Annotated in this window: 10 protein-coding genes; 2 read left to right on the top strand and 8 right to left on the bottom strand. The window is 70.5% G+C overall.

Annotation, left to right across the window (positions count from 1 at the left end; all coding sequences use genetic code 11):
* Window positions 1-10: 10 nt before the first annotated feature.
* Together pyk and BN159_RS31955 are read right to left on the bottom strand one after the other, a co-directional pair.
* Entirely contained in the window at window positions 11-1447 is a 1437-nt protein-coding gene (pyk, locus tag BN159_RS31960) for a pyruvate kinase (RefSeq protein WP_015661166.1), read from the bottom strand.
* 148 nt (window positions 1448-1595) lie between these two features.
* A complete protein-coding gene (locus BN159_RS31955; RefSeq protein WP_015661165.1) occupies window positions 1596-2288 on the bottom strand; it encodes an SIMPL domain-containing protein in 693 nt (230 codons plus the stop codon).
* Window positions 2289-2469: 181 nt separating this feature from the next.
* Here BN159_RS31955 and BN159_RS31950 point away from each other — a divergent pair, with 181 nt between their 5' ends.
* Complete coding sequence (locus tag BN159_RS31950) at window positions 2470-4275, top strand: bifunctional metallophosphatase/5'-nucleotidase (RefSeq protein WP_015661164.1); 1806 nt, start codon at window positions 2470-2472, stop codon at window positions 4273-4275.
* 23 nt (window positions 4276-4298) lie between these two features.
* Here BN159_RS31950 and BN159_RS31945 read toward each other — a convergent pair whose 3' ends face one another.
* The 6 genes from BN159_RS31945 to BN159_RS31920 all read right to left on the bottom strand — a co-directional run bounded on the left by BN159_RS31945 (window position 4299) and on the right by BN159_RS31920 (window position 11636).
* A complete protein-coding gene (locus tag BN159_RS31945) occupies window positions 4299-5708 on the bottom strand; it encodes a lysine N(6)-hydroxylase/L-ornithine N(5)-oxygenase family protein (RefSeq protein ID WP_015661163.1) in 1410 nt (469 codons plus the stop codon).
* Window positions 5705-7072, bottom strand: coding sequence for a pyridoxal phosphate-dependent decarboxylase family protein (locus tag BN159_RS31940; RefSeq protein ID WP_015661162.1), 1368 nt, complete (start codon window positions 7070-7072; stop codon window positions 5705-5707). Before BN159_RS31940 ends, BN159_RS31945 begins: the two co-directional genes overlap by 4 nt.
* 86 nt (window positions 7073-7158) lie before the next feature.
* Window positions 7159-9654 (bottom strand): aminopeptidase N, encoded by a 2496-nt coding sequence (pepN, locus tag BN159_RS31935; RefSeq protein ID WP_015661161.1) that lies wholly within the window; start codon window positions 9652-9654, stop codon window positions 7159-7161.
* Window positions 9655-9710: 56 nt separating this feature from the next.
* Window positions 9711-10244 (bottom strand): response regulator, encoded by a 534-nt coding sequence (locus BN159_RS31930; protein WP_015661160.1) that lies wholly within the window; start codon window positions 10242-10244, stop codon window positions 9711-9713.
* 140 nt (window positions 10245-10384) lie between these two features.
* Entirely contained in the window at window positions 10385-10735 is a 351-nt protein-coding gene (locus BN159_RS31925; RefSeq protein WP_015661159.1) for a chorismate mutase, read from the bottom strand.
* 19 nt (window positions 10736-10754) lie between these two features.
* Entirely contained in the window at window positions 10755-11636 is an 882-nt protein-coding gene (locus tag BN159_RS31920; protein WP_015661158.1) for a helix-turn-helix domain-containing protein, read from the bottom strand.
* Window positions 11637-11723: 87 nt separating this feature from the next.
* On the opposite strand from BN159_RS31920, the gene BN159_RS31915 reads away from it, so the two are divergent.
* Window positions 11724-13457, top strand: coding sequence for a glycoside hydrolase family 35 protein (locus tag BN159_RS31915; RefSeq protein WP_015661157.1), 1734 nt, complete (start codon window positions 11724-11726; stop codon window positions 13455-13457).
* Window positions 13458-13503 lie beyond the last annotated feature (46 nt).

The following is a 13503-nucleotide window of genomic DNA, read 5'->3' as shown; positions in this document are numbered from 1 at the left end:
CCTCCGCCTGCTACTTGGGGCTGTCGTCCTCGCCGATGTGGTGGACGCGGACCATGTTCGTCGAGCCCGATACCCCGGGGGGCGAGCCCGCTGTGATGACCACCGTGTCGCCCTTCTGGCAACGGCCGTACTTCAGGAGCAGTTCGTCGACCTGCTCGACCATCGCATCCGTCGATTCCACATGCGGGCCCAGGAACGTTTCGACACCCCATGTCAGGTTGAGCTGGGAGCGGGTTGACGGTTCGGGGGTGAAGGCCAGCAGGGGGATTGGGGAGCGGTAGCGGGAGAGGCGGCGGGCTGTGTCGCCGGACTGGGTGAAGGCGACCAGGAATTTGGCGCCCAGGAAGTCGCCCATCTCGGCTGCGGCTCGGGCTACTGCTCCGCCTTGGGTGCGGGGCTTGTTGCTGTCCGTCAGAGGCGGGAGGCCCCTCGCCAGGAGGTCTTCCTCCGCCGCTTCTACGATCTTTGCCATCGTGCGGACCGTTTCGATGGCGTACTTGCCCACGCTGGTCTCGCCGGAGAGCATCACCGCGTCCGTGCCGTCGATGACCGCGTTCGCCACGTCCGATGCCTCGGCGCGCGTCGGGCGGGCGTTGTCGATCATCGAGTCGAGCATCTGGGTTGCCACGATGACCGGTTTGGCGTTGCGCTTGGCCAGTTTGATGGCGCGCTTCTGGACGATCGGGACCTGTTCCAGGGGCATTTCGACGCCGAGGTCGCCGCGGGCGACCATGATGCCGTCGAAGGCGGCGACGATGTCGTCGATCGACTCCACGGCTTGGGGTTTTTCCACCTTGGCGATGACGGGGAGTCGGCGGCCCTCCTCGTCCATGATGCGGTGGACGTCCTCGATGTCGCGGCCGCTGCGTACGAAGGAGAGGGCGATGACGTCGAAGCCGGTGCGCAGGGCCCAGCGGAGGTCTTCTTCGTCCTTCGAGGACAGGGCGGGGACGGAGACGGCGACGCCGGGGAGGTTCAGGCCCTTGTGGTCGGAGATCATGCCGCCTTCGATCACCGTCGTGCGGACGCGGGGGCCGTCGACTGCGGTGACTTCGAGGCAGACCTTGCCGTCGTCGACGAGGATGCGTTCGCCGGGGGTGACGTCGGCGGCGAGACCCTGGTACGTCGTTCCGCAGCTCTCGCGGTCGCCTTGCGCGCCCTCTTCCACGGTGATGGTGAAGGTGTCGCCGCGTTCAAGGAGTACGGGTCCTTCGGTGAAGCGGCCGAGGCGGATCTTCGGGCCTTGAAGGTCGGCGAGGAGGCCGACGCTGCGGCCGGTCTCGTCGGAGGCCTTGCGCACGCGCTGGTAGCGGTCCTCGTGGTCGGCGTGGCTGCCGTGGCTGAGGTTGAAGCGGGCCACGTCCATTCCGGCGTCGACCAGTGCCTTTATCTGGTCGTACGAGTCGGTGGCGGGTCCCAGGGTGCAGACGATTTTCGCTCGGCGCATGTTTAGAGCCTAGGGCTTACCAGTGGGTAGCGAATTGGTCCCGCATGACTACTCAACAACCTTTGCGTGAAGGGCTATTGACAAGTGTTGAATTGTGCGGGGGGTCGCTCTGATGAGCGAATTGGTGAGCGAAATTCGGAGAATTGCACTACAGGCGCGGGGGCGTCATGGTGAATCGCGCATTCACCTGGGCGTAGACGTGCTGGCGCTGGGGTTCGAGGTCGAGGGCGGTCACGGTGTCCTCGGCGGCTTCCGCGTAGGCCATGGAGCGCATGCGGCCGGCTGCCATGGGGTGGGGTCCGCCGTCCTCGGCGCCGATGTCGGCGATCTCGACGAGGGCGGCGAGTGAGGTGCCGAGCGCTTCCGCGTATTCGCGGGCGCGCTGGACCGCTTCGTGGACGGCTCGTTCTCGGGCCTGGCGGTGGGCGGGTGAGTCGGGGCGCAGGTCCCACCAGGGGCCGTCGACGCGGGTGAGGTCCAAGTCGGCGAGGCGGGTGGTGAGTTCGCCGAGTGCGGTGAAGTCGGTGAGTTCGGCGGTGAGGTGGACGGTGCCGTGGTAGGTGTGCACGCGTTCGCCGCGCCCGCGTTTGGTGAGTTCGGGTCGTACGGAGAAGGCGCCGGTCTCCAGTCGTTCCACCGCGTCCCCGTAAGACTTGACCAGGTCGAGGGCGGTGGCGTTGCGGCGGGTGAGGTCTTCGAGGGCGGAGCGTCGGTCCTTGCCGCGGGAGGCGACCGTGATGCCGATGCGGCCGATCTCGGGGTCGACTTCGAGGTGGGCCTCGCCGCGGACGGCGATGCGCGGGGCGTCGGGGGTGCCGTAGGGGACGGCGGGCGTGGTCATACGCCCCACTGTGTCACTGGTTGGCGGGTTCTGGTCCCGTCAACTCATAGGTTCGGTCACCAGATCGCAACGTCCTGGACCTGTTGCCCGTCGCCATGTCCGGGTCAGAATCTACGCGCGTCGGTCTCGGCCGGGTCCGGGATCTACGCGCGTCATGAACCATCCGGAGGAGAACCGAGACATGCCCCTGAACCGTCGGAAGTTCCTGAAGAAGTCGGCCGTGACCGGAGCGGGGGTCGCACTGGCCGGTGCCGCGGCGGCGCCGGCGGCCGAGGCCGCCGAGGTGACGAAGGGTCCGAGGCCCGCCAAGCGGTACTCCCTGACGGTGATGGGCACCACCGATCTGCACGGCAACGTCTTCAACTGGGACTACTTCAAGGACGCGGAGTACACCGACGCCAAGGGCAATGCGAAGGGCCTCGCCCGGGTCGCCACGCTCGTGGAGCAGGTCCGTGCGGAGAAGGGCCGCTGCAACACCCTGCTGATCGACGCCGGTGACACGATCCAGGGCACGCCGCTGACGTACTACTACGCCAAGGTCGACCCGATCACCGCCAAGGGCGGCCCGGTGCACCCGATGGCGCAGGCGATGAACGCCATCGGGTACGACGCGGTGGCGCTCGGCAACCACGAGTTCAACTACGGCATCGAGACGCTGCGCAAGTTCGAGGAGCAGTGCGACTTCCCGCTGCTCGGCGCGAACGCGCTGGACGCGAAGACGCTCAAGCCCGCGTTCCCGCCGTACTTCATGAAGACGTTCCGGGTGAAGGGCGCCCCGCCGGTCAAGGTCGCCGTGCTCGGGCTCACCAACCCTGGTATCGCGATCTGGGACAAGGCCTACGTCCAGGGCAGGATGACCTTCCCGGGGCTTGAGGAGCAGGCCGCGAAGTGGGTGCCGAAGCTTCGCTCGATGGGCGCGGACGTGGTCGTCGTGTCGGCGCACTCCGGTTCCTCCGGCACCTCTTCCTACGGTGACCAGCTGCCGTACATCGAGAACTCGGCGGCGCTGGTCGCGCAGCAGGTGCCGGGCATCGACGCGATTCTGGTGGGCCACGCGCACACGGAGATCGCCGAGTTGAAGGTGGCGAACGAGCAGACCGGGAAGACGGTCGTGCTGTCGGAGCCGCTCTGCTACGCGCAGCGACTGTCGCTGTTCGACATCGAGCTGGTCTTCAGCAAGGGCCGTTGGACGGTCGAGTCGGTCGCGGCGAGCGTGCGTGATTCGAAGACGGTCGCGGACGACCCGGAGATCACCAAGCTGCTCCAGGACGAGCACGACGTCGTGGTGGAGTACGTCAACCAGGTCGTCGGCACCGCGACGGCGACGCTGACCACGGTGGACGCCCGCTACAAGGACGCCCCGATCATCGACCTGATCACCAAGGTCCAGGAGGACGTGGCCAGGGCGGCGCTGGCGGGCACCGAGTACGCCGAACTGCCGGTGATCTCGCAGGCGTCGCCGTTCTCGCGGACCTCGCAGATCCCGGCGGGCAACGTGACCATCCGGGACCTGTCGAGCCTGTACGTGTACGACAACACCCTGGTCGCCAAGCTGATGACGGGTGCTCAGGTCAAGGCGTACCTGGAGTACTCGGCGGAGTACTTCGTGCAGACGGCGGCCGGTGCCGCGGTGGACGTGGAGAAGCTGACCAACGCGGGCGGCCGCCCGGACTACAACTACGACTACGTGTCGGGGCTGTCGTACGACATCGACATCGCCCAGGCGGCGGGTTCGCGGATCAAGAACCTGACCTACAACGGTGCCGCGCTCGACGACGCGCAGAAGTTCGTGTTCGCGGTGAACAACTACCGTGCCAACGGCGGCGGCGCCTTCCCCCATGTCGCCTCGGCGCAGGAGCTGTGGTCGGAGTCGACGGAGATCCGCACCCGGATCGCCGAGTGGGTCACCGCGAAGGGTGTGCTCGACCCGAAGGAGTTCGCGTCGGTGGACTGGAAGCTCACGCGGGACGGCACGCCGGTGTTCTAGTCCCCCGGGTCCATGGGTGAGCCTCAGATCCCGTCCAGCAGTGGCGTCAGGGCCTTCGGCCGGCGCGCGGACGGGATCTGGGGCTCTTGTGGTTCCAGGCCGAAGCTGGTGAAGGCGGTGCGGCCGGGGAGCGGGTATGTCTCCTTGTCCGTCACGGAGTTGAGGATGGTGGCGCTGCGCCAGGCGGACAGGCCGAGGTCGGGGGTGCCGACGCCGTGGGTGTGGCGTTCGGCGTTCTGGACGTAGACGTTGCACCCCGAGCCGGTGACCGAGGGGTCGAGAACGAGGCGGAACTGCTCGTCCACGCGGGGGCGTTCGCGGCTGTCGCGGCGCAGGTAGGGGTCGAGTCCGGCGAGGATGCGGTCGAGGGGGCGCTCGCGGTAGCCGGTGGCGAGGACGACCGCGTCGGTGGTGAGCCTTGAGCGGGTGCCCTGTTCGATGTGTTCCAGGTGCAGTTCGACCTTGGTGGTGGCGATCCGGCCCGCGGTGCGGACCCGGACGCCCGGGGTGAGCACGGTGTCCGGCCAGCCGCCGTGCAGGGTACGGCGGTACAGCTCGTCGTGGAGGGCGGCGAGGGTGCCGGCGTCGATGCCCTTGTGGAGCTGCCACTGGGTGCTGACCAGTCGGTCGCGGACGGGTTCGGCGAGGGCGTGGAAGTAGCGGGTGTAGTCCGGTGTGAAGTGTTCGAGGCCCAGTTTGGAGTACTCCATGGGCGCGAAGGACGGGGTGCGGCCGATCCAGTGCAGGCCCTCGTGTCCGGCGGGGCGGGTGCGGAGCAGATCGAGGAAGATCTCGGCGCCGGACTGTCCCGAGCCGACGACGGTGACGTGTTCGGCGGCCAGTAGTTCCGCGCGGTGGCCGAGGTAGTCGGCGGCGTGGAACACGGGGACGCCGTGGGCCTGGACGAGGGGTTTGAGGGGGTCGGGGACGTACGGCTCGGTGCCGATGCCCAGGACGACGTTGCGGGTGTAGGCGCGGCCCAGTGCCTCGGCCTCCCCGTCGGCGTCGAGCTGGGTGAAGTCGACCTCGAAGACGTCCCGTTCGGGGTTGAAGCGGACGGCGTCGACCTGGTGGCCGAAGTGCAGTGCGGGCAGGTTCTCCGACACCCAGCGGCAGTAGGCGTCGTATTCGGCGCGCTGGATGTGGAAGCGCTCGGCGAAGTAGAAGGGGAAGAGGCGGTCGCGGGTTCTGAGGTAGTTCAGGAACGTCCAGGGGCTGGCGGGGTCGACGAGGGTGACCAGGTCGGCGAGGAAGGGCACTTGGATGGTGGCGCCGTCGATGAGCAGGCCGGGGTGCCAGTCGAAGGCGGGGCCTTGTTCGTAGAAGGCGGTGTCGAGTTCGGCGAGTGGGTGGGCGAGGGCGGCGAGGGAGAGGTTGAACGGGCCGATGCCGATGCCGACCAGGTCGCGTGGGGTGTCGGGGGTGGGGCTCATCGGGGGGTGGTTCCTTCCACGAGGTTCAGCAGGGCGGCCAGGTCGTCGGGGCGGGTGTGGGGGTTGAGGAGGGTGACCTTCAGCCAGAGCCGGCCGTCGAGGCGGGCGCGGCCGAGGACGGCGCGGCCTTCGGTGAGGAGGGTTCGGCGTATGGCGGCGACTTTGTCGTCGGTGGCGGTTCTGGGGCGGAACAGGACCGTGCTGATGGTGGGGCGGTCGTAGAGCTCGAAGGCGGGGTGCGTGTCGACGAGCTCGGCGAACTCCTCTGCCCGTTCGCAGACTTGGTCGACGAGCCTGCCCATGCCTGTGCGGCCGAGGGTCTTGAGGGTGACCGCGATCTTGAGGATGTCGGGGCGGCGGGTGGTGCGCAGGGAGCGGCCGAGGAGGTCGGGGAGTCCGGCCTCGGTGTCGTCGTCGGCGTTGAGGTAGTCGGCGTGGTGGTGCAGGGCGGTGAGGTCGTGGGGGTTCTTGACGACGAGGAGGCCTGCGGCGACCGGCTGCCAGCCGAGTTTGTGCAGGTCGAGGGTGATGGTGGCGGCGGCGTCCAGGCCGCTGAGCTTCGCGCGGTGGCGGTCGCTGAAGAGGAGGCCGCCGCCGTAGGCCGCGTCGATGTGGAGGCGGGCGTGGTGGCGGGCGCAGAGGGTGGCGATCTCCTGGAGCGGGTCGATGAGTCCGGCGTCCGTGGTGCCCGCGGTGGCTGCGACGAGGTGGGGGCCTGGGAGGTGGGTGAGGGCCTCGTCCAGGGCGGTGGGGTCGAGGGTGCCGGTGGGGGCGGGGACGGCCACGGGGTCCGGCATGCCGAGCAGCCAGGCGGCTCTGGGCAGGGAGTGGTGGGCGTTCGCGCCGTGAATGAGGCGGGTGCCGGGGTGTGCTTCTCGGGCGAGGAGCAGGGCGAGTTGGTTGGACTCGGTGCCGCCGGTGGTGACGAGGGCGTCCGGGTGGGTGCTCGCGGGCAGGGTCAGCTCCGCCAGTGCCCTGGTCACCAGGGATTCCAGTTCCGATGCCGCCGGAGCCTGGTCCCAGGAGTCCAGGGACGGGTTCAGGGTGCTGGCTGCCAAGTCGGCTGCTGTGGCCGCCGCGAGGGGTGGGCAGTGGAGGTGGGCCGCGCAGAAGGGGTGGGCGGGGTCCGCCGCGCCCTCTGCGAAGGCCCGCACCAAGGTGTGCAGGGCGTTCGCGTCGCCGTTCTCGGGGAGTACGTCGCCCACCGCGGTCCGGAGGCGTGCTGCCACCGTCTGCGGACCTCCCTCGGGGAGCGGGCCGCCGCGGGCCCCGGCGCCCTGGGTCAGGGCGTCCAGGACGGTGGCGAGCAGCGGTCCGAGGGCGTGCGGGCCTTCGGGGCCCGAGGCGAGAGACGACGTGCTCATGGCTTCCAGCTTGTACGCCGATGAGGCGTCGTGTCCGAAAAGCCCGGGGTTCGGAACCCGAAAGAGGGTACGTCCCTAGATGTTTGTCAGCTCTGGTGCGTCTCCTGCCTCACTCGCAACGCCCGCCCCAGGTCGTCCAGTTGGTCCACCAGCTTGCGGCGCAGCGCAGGGATCGGCTCGCTGTCGCGCAGGCACTCCTCGCCCAGGCGGAGCGTCTCGGTGTCCACGGCGAAGACCGGGAACGCCCAGCGGCCGACCACGTCCGCGATGGCGGGCCCCCGACGGGCGGCTACGGCGACGGCGTCGGTGTAGTAGCGCGGCACGTACTGCCGTACGAGATCGGCCTGTTCGGGCTGCCAGAAGCCCTGGGCGGTGGCGGCGACGAGGTAGTTGGAGAGGTCGTCGGCGGTGAACATCGCCTCCCACGCGCGGGCCTTGGACTCCGCGTCCGGCAGGGCCGCCCGGCAGCGGGCCGCGCCCTCCTGGCCGGTGGCACTGGGGTCGCGCTCCAGCTCCGCGGCGATGGTGGCCTCGTCGGTCGCGCCGAGGACGGCGAGCCGGGACAGCACGCGCCAGCGCAGCTCGGGGTCGAGCTCGGGTCCGCCGGGCACGGTGCCGTCGGCGAGCCAGGCGGCGATGGGCTCGGGGTGCGCGGCGACGTCGATGAAGTGGCGTACGGCGATCAGCCGCAGGCCGGGGTGGTCGCCGTCCTCGGTGCGGCGGATGAGGTCGCGGCACAGGGCGGAGAGGGTGGCGAGCGCGGCCGGGCGCTCCTCGGCGGTGAGGTACCGGCCGGCGATCTGGGCGGCGGCGAAGCTCAGGACGCCCTGGACCAGGGCCAGGTCCGTCTCGTGCGGGAGGTGGGCGCGGGCGGTCTCCAGGTAGGCGGCGGCCGGGAGTTCGCCGTCGCGGACGGCGTCCCTGAGGGCGTTCCACACCACCGCGCGGGACAGCGGCTCGGGCAGACCGGACAGGGCCGTACGGACGCCGTCGAAGGAGTCGGGGTCGAAGCGGACCTTGGCGTAGGAGAGATCGCCGTCGTTGAGCAGGAGCAGGGTCGGGCGCTTGCCGATGGGCTGCGGCTCGGCCTGCGGGACGTCGAGGTCGACGCGCTCGCGCAGGACGAGGTGGCGGCCCTCGTCGGCGACGTCCAGGTCGTAGAGGCCGACGGCGATGTGGTGCGGGCGGCTGCCGGTGCGGTCCACCTGGAGGGTGTAGGTGCCGTCCGCGCCGCGCGTCACGCTCGGAGTGAGGGTGTCGACGCCGGTGGTGCGCAGCCAGGCGTCGGCCCAGGCGTGCACGTCGCGGTCGGTGTGGGCGGCAAGGGAGTCGATGAAGTCGGCGAGGGTGGCGTTGGCGAACTTGTGCCGCTCGAAGTGGGTGTTGATGCCGGCGAGGAAGTCCTTCTCGCCGAGCCAGGCGACCAGTTGGCGCAGTGCGGAGGCGCCCTTGGCGTAGGAGATGCCGTCGAAGTTGAGGAGTGCGGAGGCGGTGTCGTCGACGGCTTCGGGGGCCACTGGGTGGGTGGAGGGGCGCTGGTCGGCGTCGTAGCCCCAGCCCTTGCGGACGACTCCGAAGTCGGTCCAGGTGTCGGTGAAGCGGGTGGCCTCGGTGAGGGTCTGGTAGCCCATGTACTCGGCGAAGGACTCGTTCAGCCAGATGTCGTCCCACCAGCGCAGGGTGACGAGGTCGCCGAACCACATGTGGGCCATCTCGTGGGCGATGACCATGGCGCGGGTCTGCCGCTCGACGTCGGTGACGGCGGAGCGGTAGACGAACTCGTCGCGGAAGGTGACGAGGCCGGGGTTCTCCATGGCGCCGGCGTTGAACTCGGGGACGAACGCCTGGTCGTAGGAGTCGAAGGGGTAGGGCTCGGCGAACTTCTCGTGGTAGCGGTCGTAGCACTGCCGGGTGATCTCGAAGAGTTCGTCGGCGTCCGCGTCGAGGTGGGGGGCGAGGGAGCGGCGGCAGTGGAGGCCGAAGGGCAGTCCGCGGTGTTCAGTGGTGACGGAGTGCCAGGGTCCGGCGGCGACGGCGACGAGGTAGGTGGAGATCAGCGGGGTGGGTGCGGCCCGCCAGACGCCGTCGGTGGGGTCGGTGACGCTGTTGGTGAGGACGGTCCAGCTCTCGGGGGCCTTGACGGACAGCTCGAAGACGGACTTGAGGTCGGGCTGGTCGAAGGCGGCGAAGACGCGCTGGACGTCGTCCATGAACAGCTGGGTGTAGACGTAGGCCTCACCGTCGGTGGGGTCGGTGAAGCGGTGCATGCCCTCGCCGGTGCGCGAGTAGCGCATGGTGGCCTCGACGCGCAGTTCGTGCTCGCCCGCGGTGAGGTTCTTCAGCGGGAGCCGGTTGCCGTCGAGGGTCTCCGGGTCCAGGGGCTGTCCGTCGAGGGTGGCCGAAAGCAGTTCCGCGGGCTTGAGCTCGACGAAGGTGTCCGCGCCGGTGCGCGTGGTGAACCGGATCTCGGTCCGGGAGCCGAAGGTCTCGTCACCGGTGGTCAGATCGAGTTCGATCGTGTAGCGGCGGACGTCGAGGAGCTGGGCACGGGTCTGCGCTTCGTCGCGCGTCAGTACGGACATGCAGGACATGCTGCCTGATGGCACCGACAAGGCACAGAGGCGGATCGGTACGCGGCCTATGTCCGGTCCTGCGCCGGGTGCGCGCCGGAGATGTCGCGCTGCGGCGGGACCCTGGCCTCGGGGTGGGAGAGCACGGGTTCGCCGGTGTCGGCCTGGTCCTTGACGAGGGCGCGCAGTTCGCGCACCTCCTCTTCCAGGGCGCGGTGGCGGCGGTGGGCGTCGTAGAGGAAGCGGACCTTGGTGCGTAACGCCCAGGGGTCGATGGGTTTCATCACCAGGTCGGCGACGCCGAGGCCGAAGGCGGCGGAGGTGAGTTCCTGGTCCGCGCCGAAACCGGTCAGCAAGATGACCGGAATGTGCTGGGTCTGTTCCAGGCGGCGCATGTACCTGACCACGTCCAGACCGCTGACGCCGGGCATCCGCACGTCGAGCAGCAGGAGTCCGACCTGCCCGCGCAGGACCTGTTTGAGCGCCTCGTCGCCGGTGGTGGCGCGGCAGATCTGGTGGCCCAGCGGGGCCAGGGCGCTCTCCAGCGCGTACAGCGTGTCCTTGTGGTCGTCGACAATGAGGATCTTCGCTTGCGACGGCATGGCCCGACGTCCCTCCCGCATGGGACAACCAGCTTATGTCCGTGAAGCTGACGGGCTGTGCCCGTCAGCTGACAAGGAGTGCACAGCGCAGCATGCCCCGTGCGGGCGGCTGTGTCACGCCCCGGGAGGGTGGAGGGGCGTCAGTTCGCCGTCGGCGCAGCGCCGCCCACGGCGTCCTCGGCGATGGACTCGTGGTGTCTGATCACCTCGGCGATGATGAAGTTCAGGAACTTCTCGGCGAAGGCCGGGTCGAGTTTGGCGTTCTCGGCGAGGGTGCGCAGCCGGGCGATCTGGCGGGCCTCGCGGGCCGGGTCGGCGGGCGGCAGCTGGTGGGCGGCCTTGAGGTGGCCGACCTGCTGGGTGCACTTGAACCGCTCGGCGAGCATGTGGACGACGGCCGCGTCGATGTTGTCGATGCTGTCGCGCAGCCGCGCCAGCTCCGCGCGGACGGCGGGGTCGACGTCACCGGTTCCGTTGTTGCTGGTGGTCATGGGCGAGAAGCCTACGTTCTCAGGCTCTCTCGATGATCGGCGGATCGTCCGGATCCGGTACCTGCTCGCTCCAGCCGCCGGGGACGGCACGGCCCTGCTGCGCGCGGAAACGGACGGGGGGCATGCCGACGCGGCGGGTGAACAGGCGGGAGAAATAGGCCGGATCGTCGTATCCGACGCGGCGGGCGACGGCGGCGACGGGCAGTTCGCTGGCGGCGAGGAGTTCCTTGGCGCGGCCCAGCCGGATGCCGAGAAGGTAGTCCTTGGGGCTGCATCCGGCGCCGCGGCGGACGGCGGTGCGCAGTTCGGCGGCGGTCATGCCGTGCCGGGCGGCGTGGTCGGCGACCGTCATCGGGGTACAGGCGTCCCGGGCGAGGGCCTTGAGGACCTGGTCGCCGTCGGGCGCGAGGTCGGCCCGGGCGCGGCGCAGGGAGACCAGGAGTTCGTGGACGGCGGCGGCGGTCTCGACCTCCAGCAGCGGGTTGTCGCGGCGGGCGGCCCGCGTGATGCGGGCGATCACCCCGCGCGGGGCGGCGGCGTCGGAGAGCGGCACGACGGGGCGGTCCGGTTCGATGTAGCCGAGTTCGGTGTACGTCGCGGCGGCGGGCCCGGTGAAGTCGACGAAGCCCTCGTCCCAGCCGGTCGCGGGATCGGGGGCGTAGTGGTGCGCGACGCCGGGGGTGAGCCAGAGCAGGGCGGGCGCGGTGACGGTGGTACGGCGGCCGTCGGGGCCGCGGTACCAGCCGCCGCCGGCGCTGATGACGACGGCGACGTGGTGGTCGAGGGTGCGCGGGCCGACGGTGGGCAGGGCGCCGTGCTGGAGGCCGACGCCGAGGCAGACCAGGCCGAGGCGGTGGTGGGCGGGTCCGGGCGTGAAGAACCGCATCCAGGTGTGGTACATCGGCCGCTCCTGTCGCGATCACTTCGGTCCAACCAGCGCCGATCTTTGTCCATGGACCGGGTCGCCGCCAGAGGTGAGGGTGGCGGCATGAGCGAGTTCACCGTGGGGGACACGGATTTCCTGCTGGACGGTCGGCCGGTGCGGCTGCTGTCCGGCGCGCTGCACTACTTCCGGGTGCACGAGGCGCAGTGGGGGCACCGGCTCGCGATGCTGCGGGCGATGGGCCTCAACTGCGTCGAGACGTACGTGCCGTGGAACCTGCACGAGCCTCGGCCCGGCGAGTTCCGGGACGTGGAAGCGCTCGGCCGGTTCCTGGACGCGGCGCGGGAGGCGGGGCTGTGGGCGATCGTGCGGCCGGGCCCGTACATCTGCGCCGAGTGGGAGAACGGCGGGCTGCCGCACTGGGTGCCGGGGCATGCACGCACGCGTGACGAGCGTTTTCTGCGTCCCGTCCGCGCGTGGTTCCGTCGGCTGCTGCCCGAGGTGGTGTCCCGGCAGATCGACCGCGGCGGCCCGGTGATCCTGGTCCAGGTCGAGAACGAGTACGGCAGCTACGGCTCGGACGCGGCCTATCCGGACCGGCTGGCGGGGCTGCTGCGCGCGGAGGGCGTCACGGTGCCGCTGTTCACCTCGGACGGCCCGGAGGACCACATGCTCACCGGCGGCTCGGTGCCGGGGGTCCTGGCGACGGTGAACTTCGGCTCCCACGCGCGGGAGGCGTTCCGGACGCTGCGCCGGCACCGGCCGGAGGGGCCGCTGATGTGCATGGAGTTCTGGTGCGGCTGGTTCGACCACTGGGGCGCCGAGCATGTCGTCCGGGATCCCGAGGACGCGGCCGCCGCGCTGCGGGAGATCCTGGAGTGCGGGGCCTCGGTCAATCTGTACATGGCGCACGGCGGCACCAGCTTCGCCGGGTGGGCGGGCGCCAACCGGGGCGGCGACCTGCACGACGGGCCTCTGGAGCCCGATGTGACGTCCTACGACTACGACGCCCCGCTCGACGAGGCCGGGCGCCCCACACGGAAGTTCTGGGCCTTCCGCGAGGTGCTCGCCGAGTACGCCGAGGGTCCGCTCCCCGAGCCGCCTGCTCCGCCCGCGCCGCTGAGCACCCCCGCCGAGGCCCGGGTGACCGCCTGGGCGCCTCTGGAGGCCGTGCTCGAGGCGTGCGGCGGGACCGAGGTGTCCAGTCCTGTGCCGCCGACGTTCGAGGAGCTGGACGTCGACCGGGGCGTGGTGCGCTACGAGGTGACCGTGCCGGGTCCGCGGCAGCCGTATCCGCTGATCGCGCGCGGGCTGCGGGACCTCGCGGTGGTGTATGTCGACGGGGAGCGGGCCGGGGTGCTCACCGAGGCGGAGGAGCGGCTGAAGGAGCCGGTCGCCGGGCACGCGCGCGTGGAGCTGTGGGTGGAGTCCCTGGGGCGGGTCAACTACGGGCCGCGCTCCGGGGAGGCCAAGGGCATCACCGGGGGGATCCTGCACGAGCGGCAGTATCTGCATGACGTACGCGCGCGTGGGCTGCGGCTGGACGACCTGGAGGACGTCTCGGCGGTGCCGTTCCGGGAGCCGGACGGGGCGGGCGCGCCGGGCCTGTACCGGGGTTCGGTGACCGTCCGGGGCGCCGGGGACGCACTGCTCGAACTGCCGGGCTGGACCCGGGGGTTCGTGTGGCTGAACGGCTTCAACCTCGGCCGGTACTGGTCGGCGGGGCCGCAGCGGGCGCTGTTCGTGCCGGGCCCGGTGCTGCGCGAGGGGGTCAACGAGGTGCGGGTGTTGGAGTTCGAGGGGGCGTCGGGGCGCCCGCCGACGCTGAGGGGCGTGTGAGCCGTACGCCCTCCCTGACGGTGAGGGCGTACGGCTCACGCCGCTC

It is taken from the genome of Streptomyces davaonensis JCM 4913, from assembly GCF_000349325.1.
In the GTDB taxonomy this organism is placed as follows: Bacteria; Actinomycetota; Actinomycetes; order Streptomycetales; family Streptomycetaceae; genus Streptomyces; species Streptomyces davaonensis.
Note: the sequence above shows the minus strand (reverse complement) of the source record. Positions and strands in the feature narration are given on the sequence as shown.

Coding starts and splice junctions, on each gene's coding strand:
- BN159_RS31955 (WP_015661165.1), bottom strand. CDS start 2,288: ATGACCACGCCCGCCGTCCCCTACGGCACCCCCGACGCCCCGCGCATC.
- BN159_RS31915 (WP_015661157.1), top strand. CDS start 11,724: ATGAGCGAGTTCACCGTGGGGGACACGGATTTCCTGCTGGACGGTCGG.
- BN159_RS31945 (WP_015661163.1), bottom strand. CDS start 5,708: ATGAGCCCCACCCCCGACACCCCACGCGACCTGGTCGGCATCGGCATC.
- BN159_RS31930 (WP_015661160.1), bottom strand. CDS start 10,244: ATGCCGTCGCAAGCGAAGATCCTCATTGTCGACGACCACAAGGACACG.
- BN159_RS31940 (WP_015661162.1), bottom strand. CDS start 7,072: ATGAGCACGTCGTCTCTCGCCTCGGGCCCCGAAGGCCCGCACGCCCTC.
- pepN (WP_015661161.1), bottom strand. CDS start 9,654: ATGTCCGTACTGACGCGCGACGAAGCGCAGACCCGTGCCCAGCTCCTC.
- pyk (WP_015661166.1), bottom strand. CDS start 1,447: ATGCGCCGAGCGAAAATCGTCTGCACCCTGGGACCCGCCACCGACTCG.
- BN159_RS31920 (WP_015661158.1), bottom strand. CDS start 11,636: ATGTACCACACCTGGATGCGGTTCTTCACGCCCGGACCCGCCCACCAC.
- BN159_RS31950 (WP_015661164.1), top strand. CDS start 2,470: ATGCCCCTGAACCGTCGGAAGTTCCTGAAGAAGTCGGCCGTGACCGGA.
- BN159_RS31925 (WP_015661159.1), bottom strand. CDS start 10,735: ATGACCACCAGCAACAACGGAACCGGTGACGTCGACCCCGCCGTCCGC.